Raw genomic sequence first — 19,116 nt, forward strand, 5'->3', positions numbered from 1 at the left:
TGAGCCAACATTAAACAGCTACGAATATCAGAAACGATACCAAGAATCCGCGAAAACATTTCATGGATTGAACACCCGGAATTACAATTTGAAGGAGAGATAGTTGAAGAGTTTTCCAATTCGCCTTCTCTTTCAGAGAGATTAAATAGTAATACTAAAGAATCGTGAACACTTATTGATGAACACCGAATCCCAAGGGTGAACTCTATCAAACAAGGGCTATTCCTTCAGACGTATCTGAAGACGAACAAGCCGAACGAAGGAAACGCTCAAATGTAGGCCATAATGTAACAGGAATAATGGCACGCAGGTTTGAATCCTAACGTCAGGGTGAAATATATACAATCATAAGATTAACAAGTGAGATAGTCACAATTGTGCTGGCAGACAGTTTTGACAGTGAACAAGATATATAATTGATAGCATCAGGGGCCAACCCAGCCTATATCCCGACACCAACAGCAAATGATGCCATTCGAGATGCAGGTACCACTGGTGTCGGCGTTTTGGCCAAATATCTTAAGCAAAAAGTGGCAAAAGCGTTGATCTCAAAAGTTATCTCGCCCCCCTCAGCTATTGTTAAAGAAAAATAGGTTTTACTTTTAAAAAAGAACGTTTAATTAAGAGCTAACTAATCGAGATTGCCTACAGCTATAGCGTCGGCTATCTTATATTTACTCTTGAGAAAAAACCAACAACAACTATTACCAACAGTTTGTTAAACTCAATATCACAGACAATAATTTATTATTGTAAACAGAAAAAATCATGCTTTCGGAATATAAAAATTTTGAATATGAGCAAAGCCTCAAACTCATTTAACAATCGGCGCAAATGCTATCTATTTTTAATTATAGTTCCGCATCCCACCCCCTTAATTCATACCTTTTTTGTATTAGCGTAGCTCGACCACTTTGAATTTTATACAATGTAATCAACTTATAATTCCCAACGTCATTATCTAGCTTAATAATAGACATTAGATATTTATGTTCTATGGATAGCATATCACGGAAATATGAAGATAACTCATTTCTGATAGTAGAGTTAATTCCAGTGAATAACAGGTTTATAAATTCATCGACTTCTACCCAACCTCCATCCGGTTTACTTTTTATTACGTTGATTATGTTATCTTTTGGCACCTTGGAGAGTAACAATATGAATATAAGTTCAACATGGCTTTCATTTATGGAGTTTATATTTATATGGACTTTATCATCAGGTAAATAGCAGGCTCTATTTTTATCAAAATTTTTAATTTTATGTTCCACATTATTTCGTCCCAGAATATCTATAAGATATTTTGAGCTTTCTTCCCAAACTTTCTCGTCAACGCCAAGTTTTTTAGCTATATAGTCTAATTTCTCCCTATCTATCTTAGCTTTGTATCTCAAAGTATAAAATGCGTTTATATTAAAACACTCTGTAATAGAAATAATTGATAAATTTAATGCAGTACCACCCACTATTATTTTTTCATTCACAATCAATACTTCATCACTCTCAGCACTCATATTTATTTTTTTCATAGCAATGCCTTGCACACTTAATAACCATTCCTTTTCTTTATTTATCTCCAACACTCTTTTGTGAAAATAAAAGAATCTACTCCAAACATCATTCACCTTCATCAAGGCTGAACTCATAAGAGAAATTATGATTAAAACAAAGATCAGTGCAATACCTGATTGTTTCTTAATTAACATTTAATCATTGCCATTCATCATGATTATTTTATTAATTTCACCATACTTATCCAGATCTATAATAATTTCAATTGCCATCGGATGTTTACTAAATTCATTCCAGTAATCTTGCCATTTACCTTTTGAGAAAAACCTAAACTTTATGCTTTTCACTCCTGTTAATATTCGTTCTTTTATCACTTCACCTGATCTCTGAGGATAAAATAACGCATCATCAACATTAATTGCGCGAATTCTCTCTAAACTTTTATTATTAATCTTATATCCTACTTTTTCCAACTGATAGTAATAACCGACACTATTTACATTAAGTTTATTATTCCTCACTATTTCAATAGTATTGGATACACCTCCTGATTTACCAACAAAGAAATCGATAGGACCATTATTAGTGATCTCTTTTGGCGTTCTTACTATCGCATGAGTTAAATCATTCTCTATGATATAAATAGAATTTCTTATATCTTCAAGTTCATCTAAATGACTGATCACATTTGACGTCGTTCTCAATGTCACTTGCAATACCTGGTACATGGCTAAACTCAATAGTGAAAAGATACTGATTGCCAAAATCACTTCTATAAAGGTGAAGCCATTGTTATATTTCAGAATCAATTTATCACCCTGTAATATTTAAAATGTAAGGGAGTATCCATATTATTTTCAATTTTCACTTCAATATCTATTAACATCAAACCAAAATATTCAACATCTTCACTTCTGGCGCGCCACTGCCATTTTTTCTCGATCATATATTCATCACCAGAGATCCAATCATTACCAGGAGGATTGCGATTAAGTATCATTTCATTTAATTTATTTTCTGCTATTAACACAGAAAATATATCACTCTTAACCTGGTTATTTAAGTATATGCTTTGCGTCATAAATTGAAGTATAGCAAGACCTGTAGTGGAAAATATAATTAAGGAGAACATAACTTCAAGTAGAGTCATCCCTTTACTTTTTTTTATTATTACATCTGAAATATTCATGTTCTTGTTATATTTAAAGAATAGTTATTATAATCAATAACACTCACTCCGTATTTATCATACAGATTTATTGACAAACTTGATTCTGGTAATAATGGGTAAAGGATGAAATAAAAAAAATGATGATCTGAGTTTGCATCTCCCCATTCATCATACCCAGTCAACACAACTTTCATATCTAACACTGAATTGCCAAAATCTCTTTTTAATGCTTTTCTTCCATAATATACTTGCTCCCAGGATTTATCTGGCCAAAACTTGCTCTTTGCTATTTTATTGTCCCCGTTACATTCTTTTAAACATAGTTTTTCTACAGCCCATCCCTTTACATTTATTCTAATAATGTACACAGTCTGCTCAAACTTCCCTAGTTTTCTTATCCAATCTATAGTGGTATATAAATGCTCGGCCTCAGTAATAGCATCTTTTTTATCATCCTTTATTTTAAAAATAGCCATTACAGACATGGAGGATAAAATAAAAATTACCAACATTATTTCTAGCAATGTAAAACCATAAAACCTAGTTTTGCGTTCCGCTATCTGCATGCTCATTTAGCCAATTACCTATATCATCGCTAGTGCCGATTTCACCATCAGGACCTTTAGATAAAACATCTATACTGTTATAAAAACCAGGATTTTTTATTATATAACTATTACCCCATGGATCTTTCGGCAACCTACGTAAATAACCACCAGACCGAAAATTCTTTGGTAAAGGCTCTTCTAACGGCATTTCCACTAATGACTTAATTCCTTGCTCCTCGGAAGGGAATAATCCATTATCCAGCCTATACATATCTAAAGCATTTTCAAACGTAGCGATATCAGTAATAACTTTTTGTATATCAGCCTTACTTTTGTTTCCCATAAGATTAGGTATCGTTAAACTCGCCAGCAAACCCAAAATGACGATAACTATCATGACCTCTAGCAAGGTAAATCCTTTGTAATATCTACTTTTTTTACACATAATCTTTTAACCGCCCCAAAATAAATTAAGCCATATTGTTAAGTAACAGTATTGGCTGTAAAACAGATAAAACAATAAATAGAATTAATGAAGCCATTATTATGATGAGTGTCGGCTCAAATATACTCATTGAGATCTCTATGATTCGTTCAAATTCCTCATCTATAATATCTGCCGTTTTTTCTAACATGATATTTAAATCACCGCTTTTCTCGCCTGAATAAATCATATGTCTGGCTAATGGAGGAAAAATATTGGTATGACTCAATGCAGCCGAAAGACTCGCTCCTTTTTCTACCAATGATACTCCCTGTTTCATTTCTAGTTTAATTGATTCGTTAGTTAAAACTGTCAAACCAATTTTCATCGATTGCATCAAAGGAATCCCACTAGAGCACAGTATAGCCAGCATTCTTATATAGCGTGAAGCATGTATCTTTTTAATCACTTTACCTATAACTACAATTTCAAGTAACTTTCTATGAACATAGAATTTATATTTTAACTTCCTCATACCAAAAACATTAATCATTAAAAAAATGACAATGGATATCATTAACAATGAAAAATAACTGCTCATAAAGTCACTTATCGACATTAAAACCCTAGTTGATAGAGGGAGATTTTGTTTCATGAAAACAAACTGTTCTATGACTTCTGGGATTACCGCAGTGAGTAAGACCGAAATAACTGCAAAAGACACTAATATAAGCATGACAGGATAGACTAATGCCTGAATGAATTTATTTTTCTTAAGATGTGACTTCTCAATATTATCAGCCAACCGTTTCAGGATAAGATCTAACTTTCCGGATGATTCACCAGATTTTATCAATGCTCGGTACAACACGTTAAAATCTCGTGGAAATGATTCCAGAGAATCAGATAATGAGTAGCCAGAGATAATATTATTTCTTATCTTTTCTAAAGTTATAGATACTGATTTTCGTTCAGTTTGCTGCGATACGGCTAATAATGCCTCATCAACTGGGATGGATGCCGAAGTTAAAATGGCAAGTTGTCTCGTTAAAACCAACAGTTCTCTTTTATTAATTGTTTTCTTGATTCTTCCATACCAGTTTATAGCATTAACTTTTTTTATATTTAAGAGTGTTAATCCACGAGCACGTACTAGCTCTCTTGCCCCTCGGATACTTTCCGCTTCAACTTGCCCCTTACACCTTGAGCCATTCTTATTTATGGCAGAATATTTAAATATGATCATCAATATTCTCCCGAGTGACTCGAATCACTTCCTCTAATGTAGTCATTCCTTGTGTTATTTTAACTATCCCACTATTCTTTATTCCCACTGTTATTTTTCTTGCGAGTTTCTCTAACTCAATCTCACTACCTCGTCGATAAATACAGTTCCTTATGCTTTCATCCACAATAAGTAACTCATGAATAGCCGTTCTCCCTCTATAACCAATAAAATTGCATTGTTCACACCCAACGGCTTTAAAACCGGAAATTAAGCCATTATTTGCCTCATGCAAATCAGAAAATTGAAACTGGTGAGGGCTACGGCAGTAAACACAAAGTTTTCGTACCAAACGTTGAGAAATGACCGCCAGCAATGAGCTTGCCAACATAAAGGTTTCGATCCCCATATCTTGCAAACGAGTTACTGCGCCAGTGGCGGTATTGGTGTGCAGCGTTGAGAGTACCAGGTGGCCGGTTAATGAAGCCTGAGTCGCTATCTTAGCCGTTTCTGTGTCTCGTATTTCGCCAATAAGAATAACATCAGGGTCCTGCCGTAAAATGGCACGTAATCCTTTAGCGAAGCTCATATCCACTTTAGGACTAACTTGCGTTTGCGCGATACCATTAAGATCAAATTCGATCGGATCTTCTATTGTCATAATATTACGAACGCTACTATCAATTTCCATTAACGCAGCATAAAGTGTCGTACTTTTACCCGAACCAGTTGGCCCTACCACCAATATCATTCCATGAGGTTGCTGCAATAACTTCCTTATTAACTTATAGTTACCGCCCTCCACCCCAAGAGCCTTGAGATCTAACTTCACACTACTTTTATCCAAAATTCGCAGTACAACCCGCTCACCGTGGTTAGATGGTAAAGTTGACACCCTGACATCCAACGCTCGCCCACCGACTCTTACCGCAATTCTCCCATCCTGCGGCACTCTCTTTTCCGCAATATCTAGTCTTGCCATAACTTTTATTCGGGACACCAGTAAGGCCGTTAGTTCCACCGGCGGTTCAAGAATCTGATTTAGCATGCCATCAATTCTGAATCTTATTAGCAATCTTTGCTCGAAGGGCTCGATATGAATATCGGACGCAGCTTGCTTCACTGCTTCAGACAAAACGGCATTTATAAGGCGAATAATTGGCGCATCGTCGGTCGTATCCAGTAAGTCATCATCTTTTGGCAATTGTTCTATGAGGGTGCTAAGAGCTAATTCATTACCGATATCCGTCATTATTTGATGGGCTTGCTGGGCATCATTCTGGTAGAAATCGACCAACCTGGATTCAAACTCCTCATCGGTAACCAAGGCCAGTACTACCTTTCCAGAAGCAACTCTCTGCCCTTCGAGTAAATCATCAAACGACGCTGAACAACGGCAAACTAAATGACAACCATGTTCCATAGGGATAAGTAATACGCCATATTTTCTTGCCCAACTAAATGGCATAGGTTTATTAATTATGGTTGTCGACAGCGACTTCAATTAACACCCCCTCTACCATAAAAAGAGTTAATATCTTTCTTTATTAAATTTATTACCTCTTTATTATTTATAGTAGACAATCTACGAACATCACTATATTCATTCACCTTAACTTCTGAATTGACTAACAAGCTTCTACTTTTTTCATTTTTTTCATTGAAAGCTCTAAACTTATCTGATGTTTCATATAAATATTCATCAGCCTCTCTTATTATTGTAGGCTTAATGAACAAAATTAGATTTCTCTTTTCTACTCTATCTTTATTTTGTCTGAATAATGCGCCAATGATAGGAATATCACCAAGTATAGGCACTTTGTTTATAACATTCGTAATTTTCTTGTCTAATAACCCGCCGACGACGACTGTATCCCCACTTTTAACCAGCACGGCATTATTGACGATTCTTTTATTGAACGTTGAACCTATATTATCTTTATCTGCACTAGAGTTCTCTGCCACACTTGATACCTCTTGGCGGATCTCCAGTAATACCGTATCCCCTTTATTTATTTGTGGTTTGACCTTTAAAATAATACCGACTGACTGACGAGATATCGTGTTATAAACCTTATCTGTGGGTGTCGTTTGCTGTGATGAAAGAACAGGTACTTCTTGGCCAACGCTAAATTCAGCATCCATATTATCCAGTGTTACTATGCTGGGCGTAGCCAGAATATCATTACTTGAATTTGTAGCCAGAGCGGTGAATAAACCCGCCCAATTTCCACGATAAAATCCCGTCGCCAGCCCGCTCATACCATTCACCACAGCACTCATATTCCCTTGAGCACTATTGGTTATTTTTCCAGAGTCAAGCAAACTAACACCACCACCGTGACTGTTTGCCCATTGAATCCCAAGGTTCATGCCTTCACCATCCTGAGCTTCCACAATAATGGCTTCAACCAGGACCTGAGCACGCCTAATATCGAGCTTAGTTATAACCTGCTCTAAATCATACATAACCGTAGGCGCTGCACTAATAATCAATGCATTAGTCTGATTATCAGCTTTAATCATGATTTTTTTATTTGGGGAAAAAGCAGGCACTGATTTTTTCTTATCATCTTTTAGGCTAGAACTTACACCATTTAACACATCTAGTAAGTTTTCAGCCTTGGCATACTTCAAATAAATCACTTTTGTATTTCCATCTGCCGTCTGTTCCTGATCAAGTTTCCTTATTATTGATACCGTATTTTTACGAGCCCCGGCATCTCCATTTATCAGGATTGAATTAGTTCTTTCATCAGCAACAAGCTTTACTTCCTGCGGCATTTCTTTCTTTGACGAGCTGTTTGCTCTCAAAAGTTCATTGACGATCCGTGCGATATCCATCGCAGATGCATGTTTCAGCTTAAAGACTTCTGCTATTGAGTCACTTTCACGATCAAATTTATCAATAATAGATATTAATCTATTGACCACTGCGGCTCTTCCAGTGATTAGCAACGAGTTATTCGGTTCGTAATGTACGATACTGCCAGAATCTGTATTATCATTTAATTGCCGTAATAACGGCGCTATATTTTTAGCTGAAATATACTTTAACGGCACTATTTTATTAATAAGCTCATCACCATTAAAAATATCATCCTGCGTAATAATTACTGATGCTGAGCCTTTTGCTCTTTTGGCGGGAACTACCTTCAATATATTATTCGGCATCTCAATTACAGTAAAACCATACACGTCAAGGACGTTAAGAAAAAACTGTCGATACTTATCTTCATCCATATTTTCGTAACTACGAATTGAAATTGTCCCCTTTACTTTAGGATCCATGATTATAGTTTTATTTAATATCCTACTTGCCGAGTTTACGAACTCTCTGATATCAGCATCTTCCAACCTTACAGTGTAATCATTTGCATAAGTTACAACCGAAAATAGCTGTACAGCTATGATGGCGACAGACAAGCACAGTTTGTTTTTTATATTTATAAAAATAATAAAAAACAAAAAAAACGGAAACTTACTTTTTTCCACATAAATAGTTCTTATAATAGAGAGCGGCATTGCTTACCCCTAAGTTATGAGATTATGAATTGATTACATAACGCCATCTCTTAAAATCATTATAAATAATTCACTATTCTTACTAACTACAATTCCATCTTCAATTATTTTTAAAATTTTAGTCTCACCATCACTAAGAAAATCATTTTTAAAATACGTTTTATTTATCTGATTACTTGAAACTATAGCCATAGATGATGAATTAGAACTGGTTATTGTTCCTGTCAGGCGTGAATCCCCATAGTATTTTTTAATGAGTAAAAACTCATCACGACTCATATTTTCAACGTCAATATCATCTAACTTTTTTGTGTATGTAGAAACAGCTTTTTCTTTTTCACCAAATATACCAATGGCTTTTACTCTATCTATATCGTAATTAATTTTATCCAACGATACTTTCTGATCTAACTTAACCTTTCTTTCATCATTTTTATATAAAATAACAACGTCATTGTTGGCATGAGTTTCGTTATAAAAATCATTTATTAATAAAAATGCATTATATATACAAAAAATTACGGGTAAAAAAATTGAAAACCTGTGAGAACTACTTAACAAAAAGGTGGCATAACTTAATTTAATAATTTTAAGCATTGACCACCTTTTTCCATTAAAAGTATGTTACTTAAATATAGCTGATAAGTGCTAATTATTTTTAGCACTTATCTAACTACTAACTTGAGATCAACAATAGCCATAAAAACGATCATCACAATGATTATTTCCTGTAGCACACAGCAAACTTGTATCAAGGCGCAAGCCATATCTGTTGATGGTTTTAATGATATCGGCAGGAATCTCAAATTCAGACAGTAAGGTTCTAAATTTGTGAATTAATTGATGGTAATTATTATCTGAAATACCTTTATGGTTTTCATACCAAACAACCTTTATAATATCTTGCTTTCTATTCACATCATTGAATAAGCACATAACCAAGCGTTTTTGCTTTTCATTAATGTTGATAGTTAGCTTTCTGTTATGAAAGTGGATTTTATTCATGCAACAATCAACGGATACCTCAGAACCATAGTCAATGATGCCTTTTCCGTTAATGTCGATAAACTTACTCTCAGTAACTACTGACACAGTATTAACATACATAGATAACTCCCCAAGTAAAATAATAAAAACAAAAAATACGTAAAATCATAATTATCAATAAATAATAAGTACGGTAATAATTATTGTTATCATCCGTTAGATAAAGCAAATCAAATTATATAAAAAGATATATTTTTATATATTATGTTTTCCAAAGCAATCTTTCACATAGACTCAAACGCACGCAACTCACTGAATATATGAAAGAAAAATACAAAACAAAGAGCAATGATTTTTGAATGTTAAATTATCAAAGTCCCTTTTCACATCGAAATCATACTAATTAATCATTATGCATATCCATATAATTACATTTAATCTTTAAGAAGGTTTAGGCCTTACTGTTAAAAGTACAGATAATTACTGCATTTGAAAAGAGGAATTTATCGAAATAAGCAACCTATATATAACAGTTAAACTTAAACTTATAACAGAATACCATTTAATATGAGTTATCATTCATTATACCGCTGAAATAAGTAATTATTATCATGTAACTATAGTTCATAAGACATCTTTACTTTTATAAGAATTATATAATTACATCTAAATTCACTAGCTAATGAATTATTTATATCTTTGATGATAATTTTGTATTGAATACGAATATCACATCAAAATCAGTTAAGTTAAGTTAAGTTAAGTTAAGTTAAGTTAAGTTAAGTTAAGTTAAGTTAAGTTAAGTTAAGTTAAGTTAACACACAATACGAATCCAGACTAAACAATCAAAGAACACAAATTAAAATTAATAGAATTGATTCCAATAAGAATATTTTATTAATGATGTTTATATATTTAATATTGCGTGAACATTTAATTTATTATTATCTATAGTTCAACACACACTATATAAAATTATTAATAAAATAGAAATTTTTATTTTTAACATCGATGTGGATAATATTAAGTTCAATTTACTACATGCTGTTACATTGTAAGAAAAAACTATTACTTCACAAAGTGAAACTCCAATTAAATAAAATTACGACATAAGTTTATCAATTAAAAACGGAGACCAACGCTAACCAACTTAAGGTTAGTGATAATAATACATTAGCATAGCCAACTCGCAAGAATAGCTTATTTGCTTTACTGAAAGCCATTAAATTTAAACATCCTCTCATAGACCGAACCCGCTATTTTTTATTTAATTAATCAATCCTTACTCAAAAATTCAATAAAATTAAAATTAAAAAGTTGGGTGTAATATGTAATAGACGTGGCTTTATCGTGTTCGGTAGTTAGTGAATTTATAGTTTTTTTTGCATTACAGCATTTAGAAAATGGCCTAAAAAAATAAACTCTATCAAGGCACTATAAAGCAAGCTGAAAAGCCAGCTCAGAAATTGGAAGTATATACATACAATATTGATGAGGTAGCGACCCAGCGTAATAAAAATGAACTTAAGCCAAAGGATAGGCTTAGCCGCGGCTGGATACGTTTTACAATGAAAATTGACCGCATCCACTGTGAACACGATGCTAACTGCTATGCGGTGAGTAAAGAAGGTAGGATGGGATTTATTTTCGCCCAACGATACATTGCCCGCACAATACAAAGTTAGATGATTTTCAATGGCTCAAATAATTTGATGCTGGGAATACCTTAGATACGTTTACAGCAAATACAACCATCAGGGACGGTATTGTGATTGATGCTTCCGACTTTAAATATAAGTGTTCTCTTCTGACGCTAAAGCAATGCTTGGAGCAAGTATTATGCCCAAGTTAAACGGCAACTTTCTAAATTTATAGCGGTTTCTAGTTTAAGATTATTTTTAGATTGTTGTGCACACAACGAGTGGGCTAATAGCTTATTTAAGCACTAATCGCCATTTTCCCAATAGGATGATGATCGCCGTCATACATAGCTATAGCAATATTTATGGGCTATACGCTGAAGAAGTTCTTAGGCGAGCATTGAGTTGTCTTGCGCTTCGTTCTATTCATATCAAGATCCACGCGTAGAAAGCATGGCATGTATAAATTTTTAAGGTGGGAAATTTATCTGCGGATAACTATGCGTTTTGCAGACAGAATCTATGAGTATCGACTGATACAACGAGGGGGAAAAATTTAATTCATTGATATAAATGGATTTATTAGAGGTTGGGAAATATTCTGAGACATGTTTTTGGAGCGGGTGAAGGGAATCGAACCCTCGTATGCAGCTTGGGAAGCTGCCGTTCTACCATTGAACTACACCCGCGTCTATGTGCGAGTGGCATTATAACCGGTTATGCCTTAGGGGCAAGGAAAGATATGCTTTAACTGCCGGAATTTTAAGCTGTTAGCGTTGTTATTTTCTTAACTGGCTTATTTGATAGCTGTAAAAAAGGGCGCCTAAGCGCCCTCATCGATAAAGTTCGGGATTACTTAACCGGACGCATCGCAGGGAACAGAATCACATCACGAATGGTGTGGCTGTTAGTAAACAACATAACCATACGGTCGATCCCAATGCCCAGACCAGCGGTCGGCGGCAAGCCGTGTTCCAACGCAGTGACATAATCTTCGTCGTAGAACATTGCTTCGTCATCGCCTTCATCTTTAGCACGAACCTGCTCCGCAAAGCGCTCGGCCTGATCTTCCGCATCATTTAACTCTGAGAAACCATTACCGATTTCACGGCCGCCGATAAAGAATTCGAAACGGTCAGTGATGAATGGATTATCATCATTACGGCGAGCCAATGGCGAAACTTCTGCTGGGTATTCAGTGATGAAGGTTGGCTGAATCAGATGGCTCTCTGCGGTTTCTTCGAAGATTTCACACTGAACACGCCCCAGCCCCCAGCTCTTCTCGACTTTGATTCCCAGAGACTCAGCGATAGCAACAGCTTTATCCATGTCGTCCAGATCGGTAACGTTGGTTTCAGGACGATATTTGCAAATCGCTTCTTTCATGGTCAGTTTGGCAAATGGTTTGCCAAAATCGAATTCCTGCTCGCCGTATTTAACGACGCTGCTGCCCAAAATGGTTTCTGTCAGCGTGCGGAACAGTTCTTCAGTCAGAACGATCAGATCTTTGTAATCCGCATACGCCATATAGAGTTCCATCATGGTGAACTCAGGATTATGACGCGGAGAAACGCCTTCGTTACGGAAGTTACGGTTAATTTCGAATACGCGCTCAAAACCACCAACAACCAAACGTTTCAGATACAGCTCAGGCGCAATACGCAGGTACATGTCGATATCTAACGCATTATGATGAGTGATAAACGGACGAGCAGATGCGCCGCCAGGAATCACTTGCATCATCGGCGTTTCAACTTCCATAAAGCCTTTTTCCACCATGAACTGGCGGATGCCGGACATTACCTGAGAACGCACTTTGAAAGTATTACGCGATTCATCGTTGGCAATCAGATCCAGATAGCGCTGACGATAGCGAGTTTCCTGATCGGCCAAACCGTGGAATTTGTCAGGCAACGGACGCAGCGCCTTGGTTAGCAAGCGCAGTTCGCTACAGTGGATAGACAGTTCCCCAGTTTTGGTTTTGAACAGCTTACCGCGAGCGCCGAGAATATCCCCCAGATCCCACTTTTTAAACTCTTCGTTGTAAACGCCGTCTGCCAAATCGTCACGGGAAACGTACAGCTGGATACGACCGCCGACGTCCTGCAAGGTAACAAAAGAGGCTTTACCCATGATGCGACGAGTCATCATGCGGCCAGCCACGGTCACTTCTACGCCCAGCGCTTCTAATTCTTCGTTATCTTTATCACCGTACGCAGCATGCAGTTGATCTGAGAGGTTCTCCCGACGAAAATCGTTCGGGAAAGCAATACCCTTCTCACGTAGTGCAGCCAATTTTTCACGACGCGCCTGTAATTCACTATTCAGTTCTTGCACTTGCTCAGCGACTTGTGGTTTTTGCTCTGACATTTCAGTTCCTCATAACCCGGCTTTCAAACTTGCCTCAATGAATTTATCCAGGTCGCCATCCAGTACGGCCTGCGTATTACGCGTTTCAACGCCGGTGCGTAAATCCTTAATACGGGAATCATCCAGTACATAAGAACGGATTTGGCTGCCCCAGCCGATGTCGGATTTGTTGTCTTCCAACATCTGTTTATCAGCATTTTTCTTTTGCATCTCAAACTCATACAGCTTGGCTTTCAGCTGTTTCATGGCTTGATCTTTGTTTTTATGCTGAGAACGGTCGTTCTGGCACTGAGTCACAATATTGGTCGGAATATGGGTAATACGTACCGCAGACTCAGTTTTGTTTACGTGCTGACCACCGGCACCGGAAGCACGGTATACGTCAATACGCAAATCTGCCGGGTTAATTTCGATATCAATATCGTCATCGACTTCCGGGTAGACAAAAGCAGAGCTGAAAGAGGTGTGGCGACGCCCACCGGAATCGAACGGACTCTTACGCACCAGGCGATGTACGCCGGTTTCAGTACGCAACCAGCCGAACGCGTATTCACCGATGATCTTGATGGTGGCAGATTTCAAACCTGCGACGTCACCGTCAGATTCTTCGATGATTTCGGTTTTAAAGCCTTTGGCTTCAGCCCAACGCAGATACATTCGCAGCAACATGCTCGCCCAGTCCTGCGCTTCGGTGCCGCCTGAACCGGCTTGCAGATCGAGATAACAGTTGGCGCTGTCGTATTCGCCGGAGAACATACGACGGAATTCCAACTGGCCCAGTTTGCCATCAAGGATTTCCAACTCGGCAACGGCTTCGTCGAAAGTCTCTTCATCGTCGGCTTCAATAGCCAATTCCAGCAAGCCAGAAACGTCTTCCAAACCTTGAGCCAATTGGTCAATAGTGGTGACAATTTCTTCTAATGCGGAACGTTCTTTACCCAAGGCTTGCGCGCGCTCGGGCTCATTCCAAACGTCAGGCTGCTCCAGCTCGGCGTTTACTTCTTCCAGTCGCTCTTTCTTTGCATCATAGTCAAAGATACCCCCTGATAACGGCGGTCCGTTCGGACAGATCCTGGATACGGTTTTTTACCGGATTAATTTCAAACATTTTTTTGATGTCTTAGGTTGAGTCGTTGATGGCGGAATGCCATTCGAACCGATAATTCTAACGGATCTCAACGACGGTTTATAGCAAGTTGACCGTATTTATGGCGCTATCTGGACGAATCGCGCCATTAGTCGCATTTTGCGAACTTTTAACATTCTGACTAATAAGGCCAGAGGTGCTGAATCAGCAATTGAACGTTGCGGTTACCGCGGAATTCATTGATATCCAACTTATAAGCCACTTTAACTTCGCGCACGCTGCTATCCGGCCATAAAGTGGTATCAATATTAAACGCGATACCATCCAGCAACGGGCCACCGTTTAACGGTTCCAGCATCACTTTCAGATGGCGTTCCCCCACCAGCCGTTGCTGCAACAGCCGGAATTTTCCGTCGAAAGTCGGTTCAGGGAAAGCCTGCCCCCAAGGGCCGCCGTCACGTAATAATTCTGCGGTTTCCAGCGTCATTTGCGCGCCGGTCAGTTCGCCATCGGACCAGATAACCCCTTCAAGCTGAGAGGCATCCATCCACTCGCCCACCAAATCGGCAAAACGCTGACGGAACTCGTCGAATTTTTGCTGTTCCAGCGATAAACCTGCGGCCATAGCGTGGCCACCAAACTTCAGCATCAGGCCAGGATTGAGCGTATCCAGGCGTTCCAGCGCATCGCGCATATGTAGCCCCGCGACCGAACGTCCCGAACCTTTTAGTATTCCTTCTCCCGCTGGCGCGAAAGCAATCACCGGGCGGTGAAAACGTTCTTTGATACGCGAAGCAAGAATCCCTACCACCCCCTGATGCCATTCGGCGTGATACATGGCAATGCCGTAAGGCAACTCCGTGCTGGTACGTTCCAGTTGGTCACAAAGTTGTAAAGCCTCAACCTGCATGCTTTGTTCTATTTCACGCCGCGCCAGGTTCAAGCTATCCAAATCCATCGCTAGTGCGCGCGCCTGAGCAATATCATCACTCAAAAGTAGCGCCACGCCGATAGACATATCATCCAGACGACCGGCGGCATTCAGCCGAGGGCCAAGGGAAAAGCCCAAATCGCTGGCTGCCAGCTGGCGCGCATCACGGTTTGCCACTTCCAGTAGCGCTTTGATTCCGGGGCGGCATTTTCCCGCCCGAATTCGGCTCAACCCTTGGTGTACCAAAATACGGTTATTGGCATCCAGTGGCACCACATCGGCGACCGTTCCCAAAGCCACCAAATCCAGCAACTCCGCTAAATTAGGAATCGCCAGCGCTCGTTGCTCAAACCAGCCGCTATCCCGTAATCGCGCACGCAAAGCCAGCATGAGGTAAAAAGTCACGCCAACACCAGCCAGCGATTTCGATGGAAAATCGCAGCCCACCAGATTGGGGTTAATAATGGCTTCGGCTGCCGGCAAAACGTCACCCGGCAAGTGGTGATCGGTAACCAGCACCTTAATCCCATGAGCATGAGCCAAATCAACGCCTGCATGGGAAGAAATACCGTTATCTACGGTTACGATAAGATCCGCACCGCGGGCAATAACCTGTTCAACCACTTCCGGGCTAAGGCCGTATCCATCATCAAAACGATTTGGAACCAGATAATCGACGTGGCTGCAGCCCATACTGCGCAGAGATAACACGGCTAAGGCGGTGCTGGTCGCGCCATCGGCATCGAAATCACCGACAATCATAATACGCTGGCTATCGGCTAATGCCTGCTGCAACAAACTGACCCCGGCATCAATGCCGTCCAGCTGTTGATAAGCCAGCAGGCCTTTCACTCCGCGCTCCAGCTCTTGCGCCCCTTTCACACCGCGAGAGGCGTACAAACGACGTAGCAACGGATGCAATTGCTCCGGCAGCGCACTCTCATCGGCAAGTTCGCGACGACGAAGTTGGGTTTTTATAGCCACTGGCGATCAACCACCGGTTTTCTTGGAAGCCTGATGCGCTCGCAGCATGGCAAGCATCTCTTTTGGCCCCTGATAGCCCGGAACAATGGTGCCATCCTGCAATACGATAGCCGGAGTACCCTGAATGCCGAATTGCACCCCTAGCTGATAATGTTTAGCAATATCGGTTTTACAGGTTGCCGGGGAAATAGCATCACCTTTCATCGCCGCATCAAAAGATTTATTGCGGTTAGCGGTACACCAGATAGAACGCATGTCTTTTTCCGCCTGAGAACTCAGCCCCTGACGCGGGAACGCCAGATAACGCACGGTAATACCTAGCGCGTTATAGTCACTCATTTCTTCATGCAGTTTATGGCAGTACCCGCAGGTGATATCGGTAAACACGGTAATCACGTGTTTTTCCTGCGGCGCTTTGTAGACAATCATTTCACCGCTTAATGCTTCCAGTTTTTTCAGCAGCAATTGATTAGTTACGTTAACCGGCTGTGCGCCACTAACGTCATACAGCGGGCCTTGCAGCAGCTGTTTGCCATCGGCGGAAATATAAAGCACTCCGCTGTCCGTCATTACCGTGCTTAAACCAGCGATAGGGGAAGGCTGGATTTCAGCATTTTTAATATCCAGTTTTTTCAATGTCTGTTGGATAGCAGCATCATCGGCATACGCCAAACCAGAAAGCGAAGCCATTAAGATTGGCAGCAACAGTAAACTTTTTTTCATTGAATAATCCTATTTTTCTTCTACAGCGCAATCATGCGCGCGGATGGTGCTGTTGATGTAGCTGTTTCAGGCGTTCCGTCGCTACATGAGTATAAATCTGGGTGGTCGACAAATCGCTATGGCCTAATAGCATCTGAACCACGCGTAAATCCGCCCCGTGGTTCAGTAAATGCGTCGCAAAAGCGTGACGTAATACATGGGGGGAAAGGCGCTCACTATCGATACCCGCAAGGATCGCATAGTGTTTGATACGATGCCAGAAAGTCTGTCGAGTCATTTGCTGACTGCGATTACTGGGGAACAATACGTCCAGCGCCTGGCCGTTAATCAACCAAGGCCGCCCATGTTCCATATAATTCTCAATCCAGTAAACCGCTTCTTCACCAAGCGGTACTAATCGCTCTTTATTCCCCTTACCTATGACTCGCACCACGCCCTGCCGCAAACTGACATCACTAATGGTTAATCCGACCAATTCAGACACACGCAAACCGGTGGCGTACAGTACCTCTAGCATCGCTTTGTCTCTGAGTTCCAAAGGAATATCGACATTCGGTGAGTTCAGCAGTGCGTCAACCTGCGCTTCGCTTAAGTCCTTCGGCAAACGTTGGGGTAATTTGGGCGATGACAACAGCGCGGTTGGGTCATCTTCTCGCAATTTTTCTCTATATAAATATTGGAAAAACCGACGCATTGCGCTCAGCAAACGAGCCGAACTGGTAGCCTTATAGCCTCCCTCAATGCGTTCCGCCAGAAAGGACTGCAAATCCAAAGGATCGGCCTGCAGCAAATCCTTATTGTGGTGGTGTAACCAGCCAGCCAGCGCCTGAAGATCCAGACGGTACGAAGCCAGAGTATTTTCGGCCAGATTACGTTCCAGCCACAGGGCATCCAAAAACTGTTCAATCAGCGGGTTATTTTGCTGTTGCATCCAGATTCCTCTCATCGATTGAACTCAGCATGGCATTATGCCTGATGAGGGCACAAATCTGGTACACTCGATGCTATTCCTATTAGTTAATGCTATGGCTACACAACATGAAGATTGGTCTTTTTCATTGTCACTTAAAAAACACAATGATAATCAATATGTTAAATAATTTAAATTAATGAGTTGGCGATAAAGTGGCGGCGGAATTTTACCATTATTAGTTTTCCCATTGTTTTCCAACCCGGAGAAAATGCTTATGAGTACCAATAAATTATTAGAAGTCGCATATTTATTGATAAATGCATCAACTGAACGGGCAGGTCTAGAGTCTTTGTAATGAAGAGACCCACTGGGTCTTGATACCTGTTTAGCTGTACATAAGATGCAACTTGATGGGCAACCTCTGGATGAAAATGATTGGTTTTATTTCTTCGAGAAACCATTAACCACTGGCTTAAATGTTTCATAGTTTACAATGAAAATTTTATATTAGATTTCCAGCAATCCCTTGCTGCGGCTGGCTTCAGTGCGTTCTGTCTGCACTCAACGGAACGCATGCGCAAATCAATCAACCACACGTAATTTACATAATCCCCTTTAAATTCAATAGTCTAATATTTTACCGTGATCAACTCCGAGATCCAAAAACTGAAATCCCCTGAAATTTTTTTCAATCTTTTCAGTTGAAAAATTGCCGCAAAGCCCCAGCCATGGCGCGGGCTGGCGGGGTATTTTGTAGGAATTTAAAACTGAAAAAACTTTATAACGCAAAGTGTGCAGGCGGGTGCGGTGTAGTGCCGTTTCCGTGGGGATTACGTTTCTTTCGTGGGGATTCTGCGGTGCTGGCGGGACGAGGCGAGCGCGATCCATTTAGACTATTGCGGTGTGGTGGCGTGGGTATTGCGTGGCGTATCAGGCGGCAGGCGGTGATTTGTGATAGGCGTAAAAAAGCCCGCGCGCGGCGGGCTGGTTGGGCGTGATCGATTAACCAATCACAGGGGCATATTTTTGGCGTAATCCGTCTGACTTGCTACCGGTGGCGGTGAGGCTGCCAG

15 protein-coding genes and 1 tRNA gene are annotated in these 19,116 nt (G+C 39.9%); all 16 read right to left on the minus strand.

From position 1 onward, the window contains the following. Positions 1–851 precede the first annotated feature (851 nt). The 16 genes from DBA33_RS16875 to xerD all read right to left on the minus strand — a co-directional run bounded on the left by DBA33_RS16875 (position 852) and on the right by xerD (position 18,061). The gene (locus DBA33_RS16875; RefSeq protein WP_120806854.1) at positions 852–1,709 is read right to left on the minus strand and encodes a hypothetical protein; all 858 of its coding nucleotides are present in this window, start codon (positions 1,707–1,709) and stop codon (positions 852–854) included. Next, positions 1,710–2,324: a type II secretion system minor pseudopilin GspJ gene (gene gspJ, locus DBA33_RS16880; protein ID WP_162975232.1), complete on the minus strand. Its 615-nt coding sequence runs from the start codon at positions 2,322–2,324 to the stop codon at positions 1,710–1,712. Then, positions 2,321–2,704, minus strand: a complete 384-nt coding sequence (gene gspI, locus DBA33_RS16885; RefSeq protein ID WP_064514875.1) for a type II secretion system minor pseudopilin GspI — start codon at positions 2,702–2,704, stop codon at positions 2,321–2,323. Before gspI ends, gspJ begins: the two co-directional genes overlap by 4 nt. Next, complete coding sequence (locus DBA33_RS16890) at positions 2,701–3,258, minus strand: prepilin-type N-terminal cleavage/methylation domain-containing protein (protein ID WP_120806856.1); 558 nt, start codon at positions 3,256–3,258, stop codon at positions 2,701–2,703. The genes gspI and DBA33_RS16890 overlap by 4 nt, the downstream gene beginning before the upstream one ends. Then, complete coding sequence (gspG, locus tag DBA33_RS16895; protein WP_064514879.1) at positions 3,227–3,679, minus strand: type II secretion system major pseudopilin GspG; 453 nt, start codon at positions 3,677–3,679, stop codon at positions 3,227–3,229. The genes DBA33_RS16890 and gspG overlap by 32 nt, the downstream gene beginning before the upstream one ends. 25 nt (positions 3,680–3,704) lie before the next feature. After that, entirely contained in the window at positions 3,705–4,904 is a 1,200-nt protein-coding gene (locus DBA33_RS16900; RefSeq protein WP_120806857.1) for a type II secretion system F family protein, read from the minus strand. Further along, entirely contained in the window at positions 4,891–6,351 is a 1,461-nt protein-coding gene (gene gspE / locus DBA33_RS16905; RefSeq protein ID WP_120806862.1) for a type II secretion system ATPase GspE, read from the minus strand. Before gspE ends, DBA33_RS16900 begins: the two co-directional genes overlap by 14 nt. A gap of 32 nt (positions 6,352–6,383) precedes the next feature. Continuing rightward, positions 6,384–8,408 carry a type II secretion system secretin GspD gene (gene gspD / locus DBA33_RS16910; protein WP_084414312.1) on the minus strand — a complete coding sequence of 675 codons (2,025 nt, stop codon included), beginning with the start codon at positions 8,406–8,408 and terminating at the stop codon, positions 6,384–6,386. A 33-nt stretch (positions 8,409–8,441) separates the two neighbouring features. Continuing rightward, positions 8,442–9,005: a hypothetical protein gene (locus tag DBA33_RS16915; RefSeq protein ID WP_120806858.1), complete on the minus strand. Its 564-nt coding sequence runs from the start codon at positions 9,003–9,005 to the stop codon at positions 8,442–8,444. A gap of 90 nt (positions 9,006–9,095) precedes the next feature. Beyond that, positions 9,096–9,515, minus strand: a complete 420-nt coding sequence (locus tag DBA33_RS16920) for a hypothetical protein (RefSeq protein ID WP_049599767.1) — start codon at positions 9,513–9,515, stop codon at positions 9,096–9,098. Positions 9,516–11,650: 2,135 nt separating this feature from the next. Continuing rightward, positions 11,651–11,724: transfer RNA gene (locus tag DBA33_RS16930), tRNA-Gly, on the minus strand. A gap of 163 nt (positions 11,725–11,887) precedes the next feature. Continuing rightward, on the minus strand, positions 11,888–13,405 hold the full coding sequence (gene lysS / locus DBA33_RS16935) for a lysine--tRNA ligase (protein ID WP_064514889.1): 1,518 nt from the start codon (positions 13,403–13,405) through the stop codon (positions 11,888–11,890). A gap of 9 nt (positions 13,406–13,414) precedes the next feature. Then, positions 13,415–14,513, minus strand: a protein-coding gene (gene prfB, locus DBA33_RS16940; protein ID WP_120806859.1) for a peptide chain release factor 2 whose coding sequence is annotated in 2 segments (ribosomal slippage) — positions 13,415–14,437 and positions 14,439–14,513 — 1,098 coding nt in all. Because the reading frame shifts where the segments join, the coding sequence is not laid out codon by codon here. Between the two features lie 160 nt (positions 14,514–14,673). Then, positions 14,674–16,407, minus strand: coding sequence for a single-stranded-DNA-specific exonuclease RecJ (gene recJ / locus DBA33_RS16945; RefSeq protein ID WP_064514890.1), 1,734 nt, complete (start codon positions 16,405–16,407; stop codon positions 14,674–14,676). Positions 16,408–16,413: 6 nt separating this feature from the next. Further along, on the minus strand, positions 16,414–17,130 hold the full coding sequence (gene dsbC, locus DBA33_RS16950) for a bifunctional protein-disulfide isomerase/oxidoreductase DsbC (RefSeq protein WP_064514892.1): 717 nt from the start codon (positions 17,128–17,130) through the stop codon (positions 16,414–16,416). Positions 17,131–17,161: 31 nt separating this feature from the next. After that, complete coding sequence (xerD, locus tag DBA33_RS16955) at positions 17,162–18,061, minus strand: site-specific tyrosine recombinase XerD (protein ID WP_064514894.1); 900 nt, start codon at positions 18,059–18,061, stop codon at positions 17,162–17,164. Positions 18,062–19,116 lie beyond the last annotated feature (1,055 nt).

Origin of the sequence: Yersinia sp. IP36721 (assembly GCF_003634395.1) — a bacterium.
Taxonomy (GTDB): Bacteria; Pseudomonadota; Gammaproteobacteria; order Enterobacterales; family Enterobacteriaceae; genus Yersinia; species Yersinia entomophaga.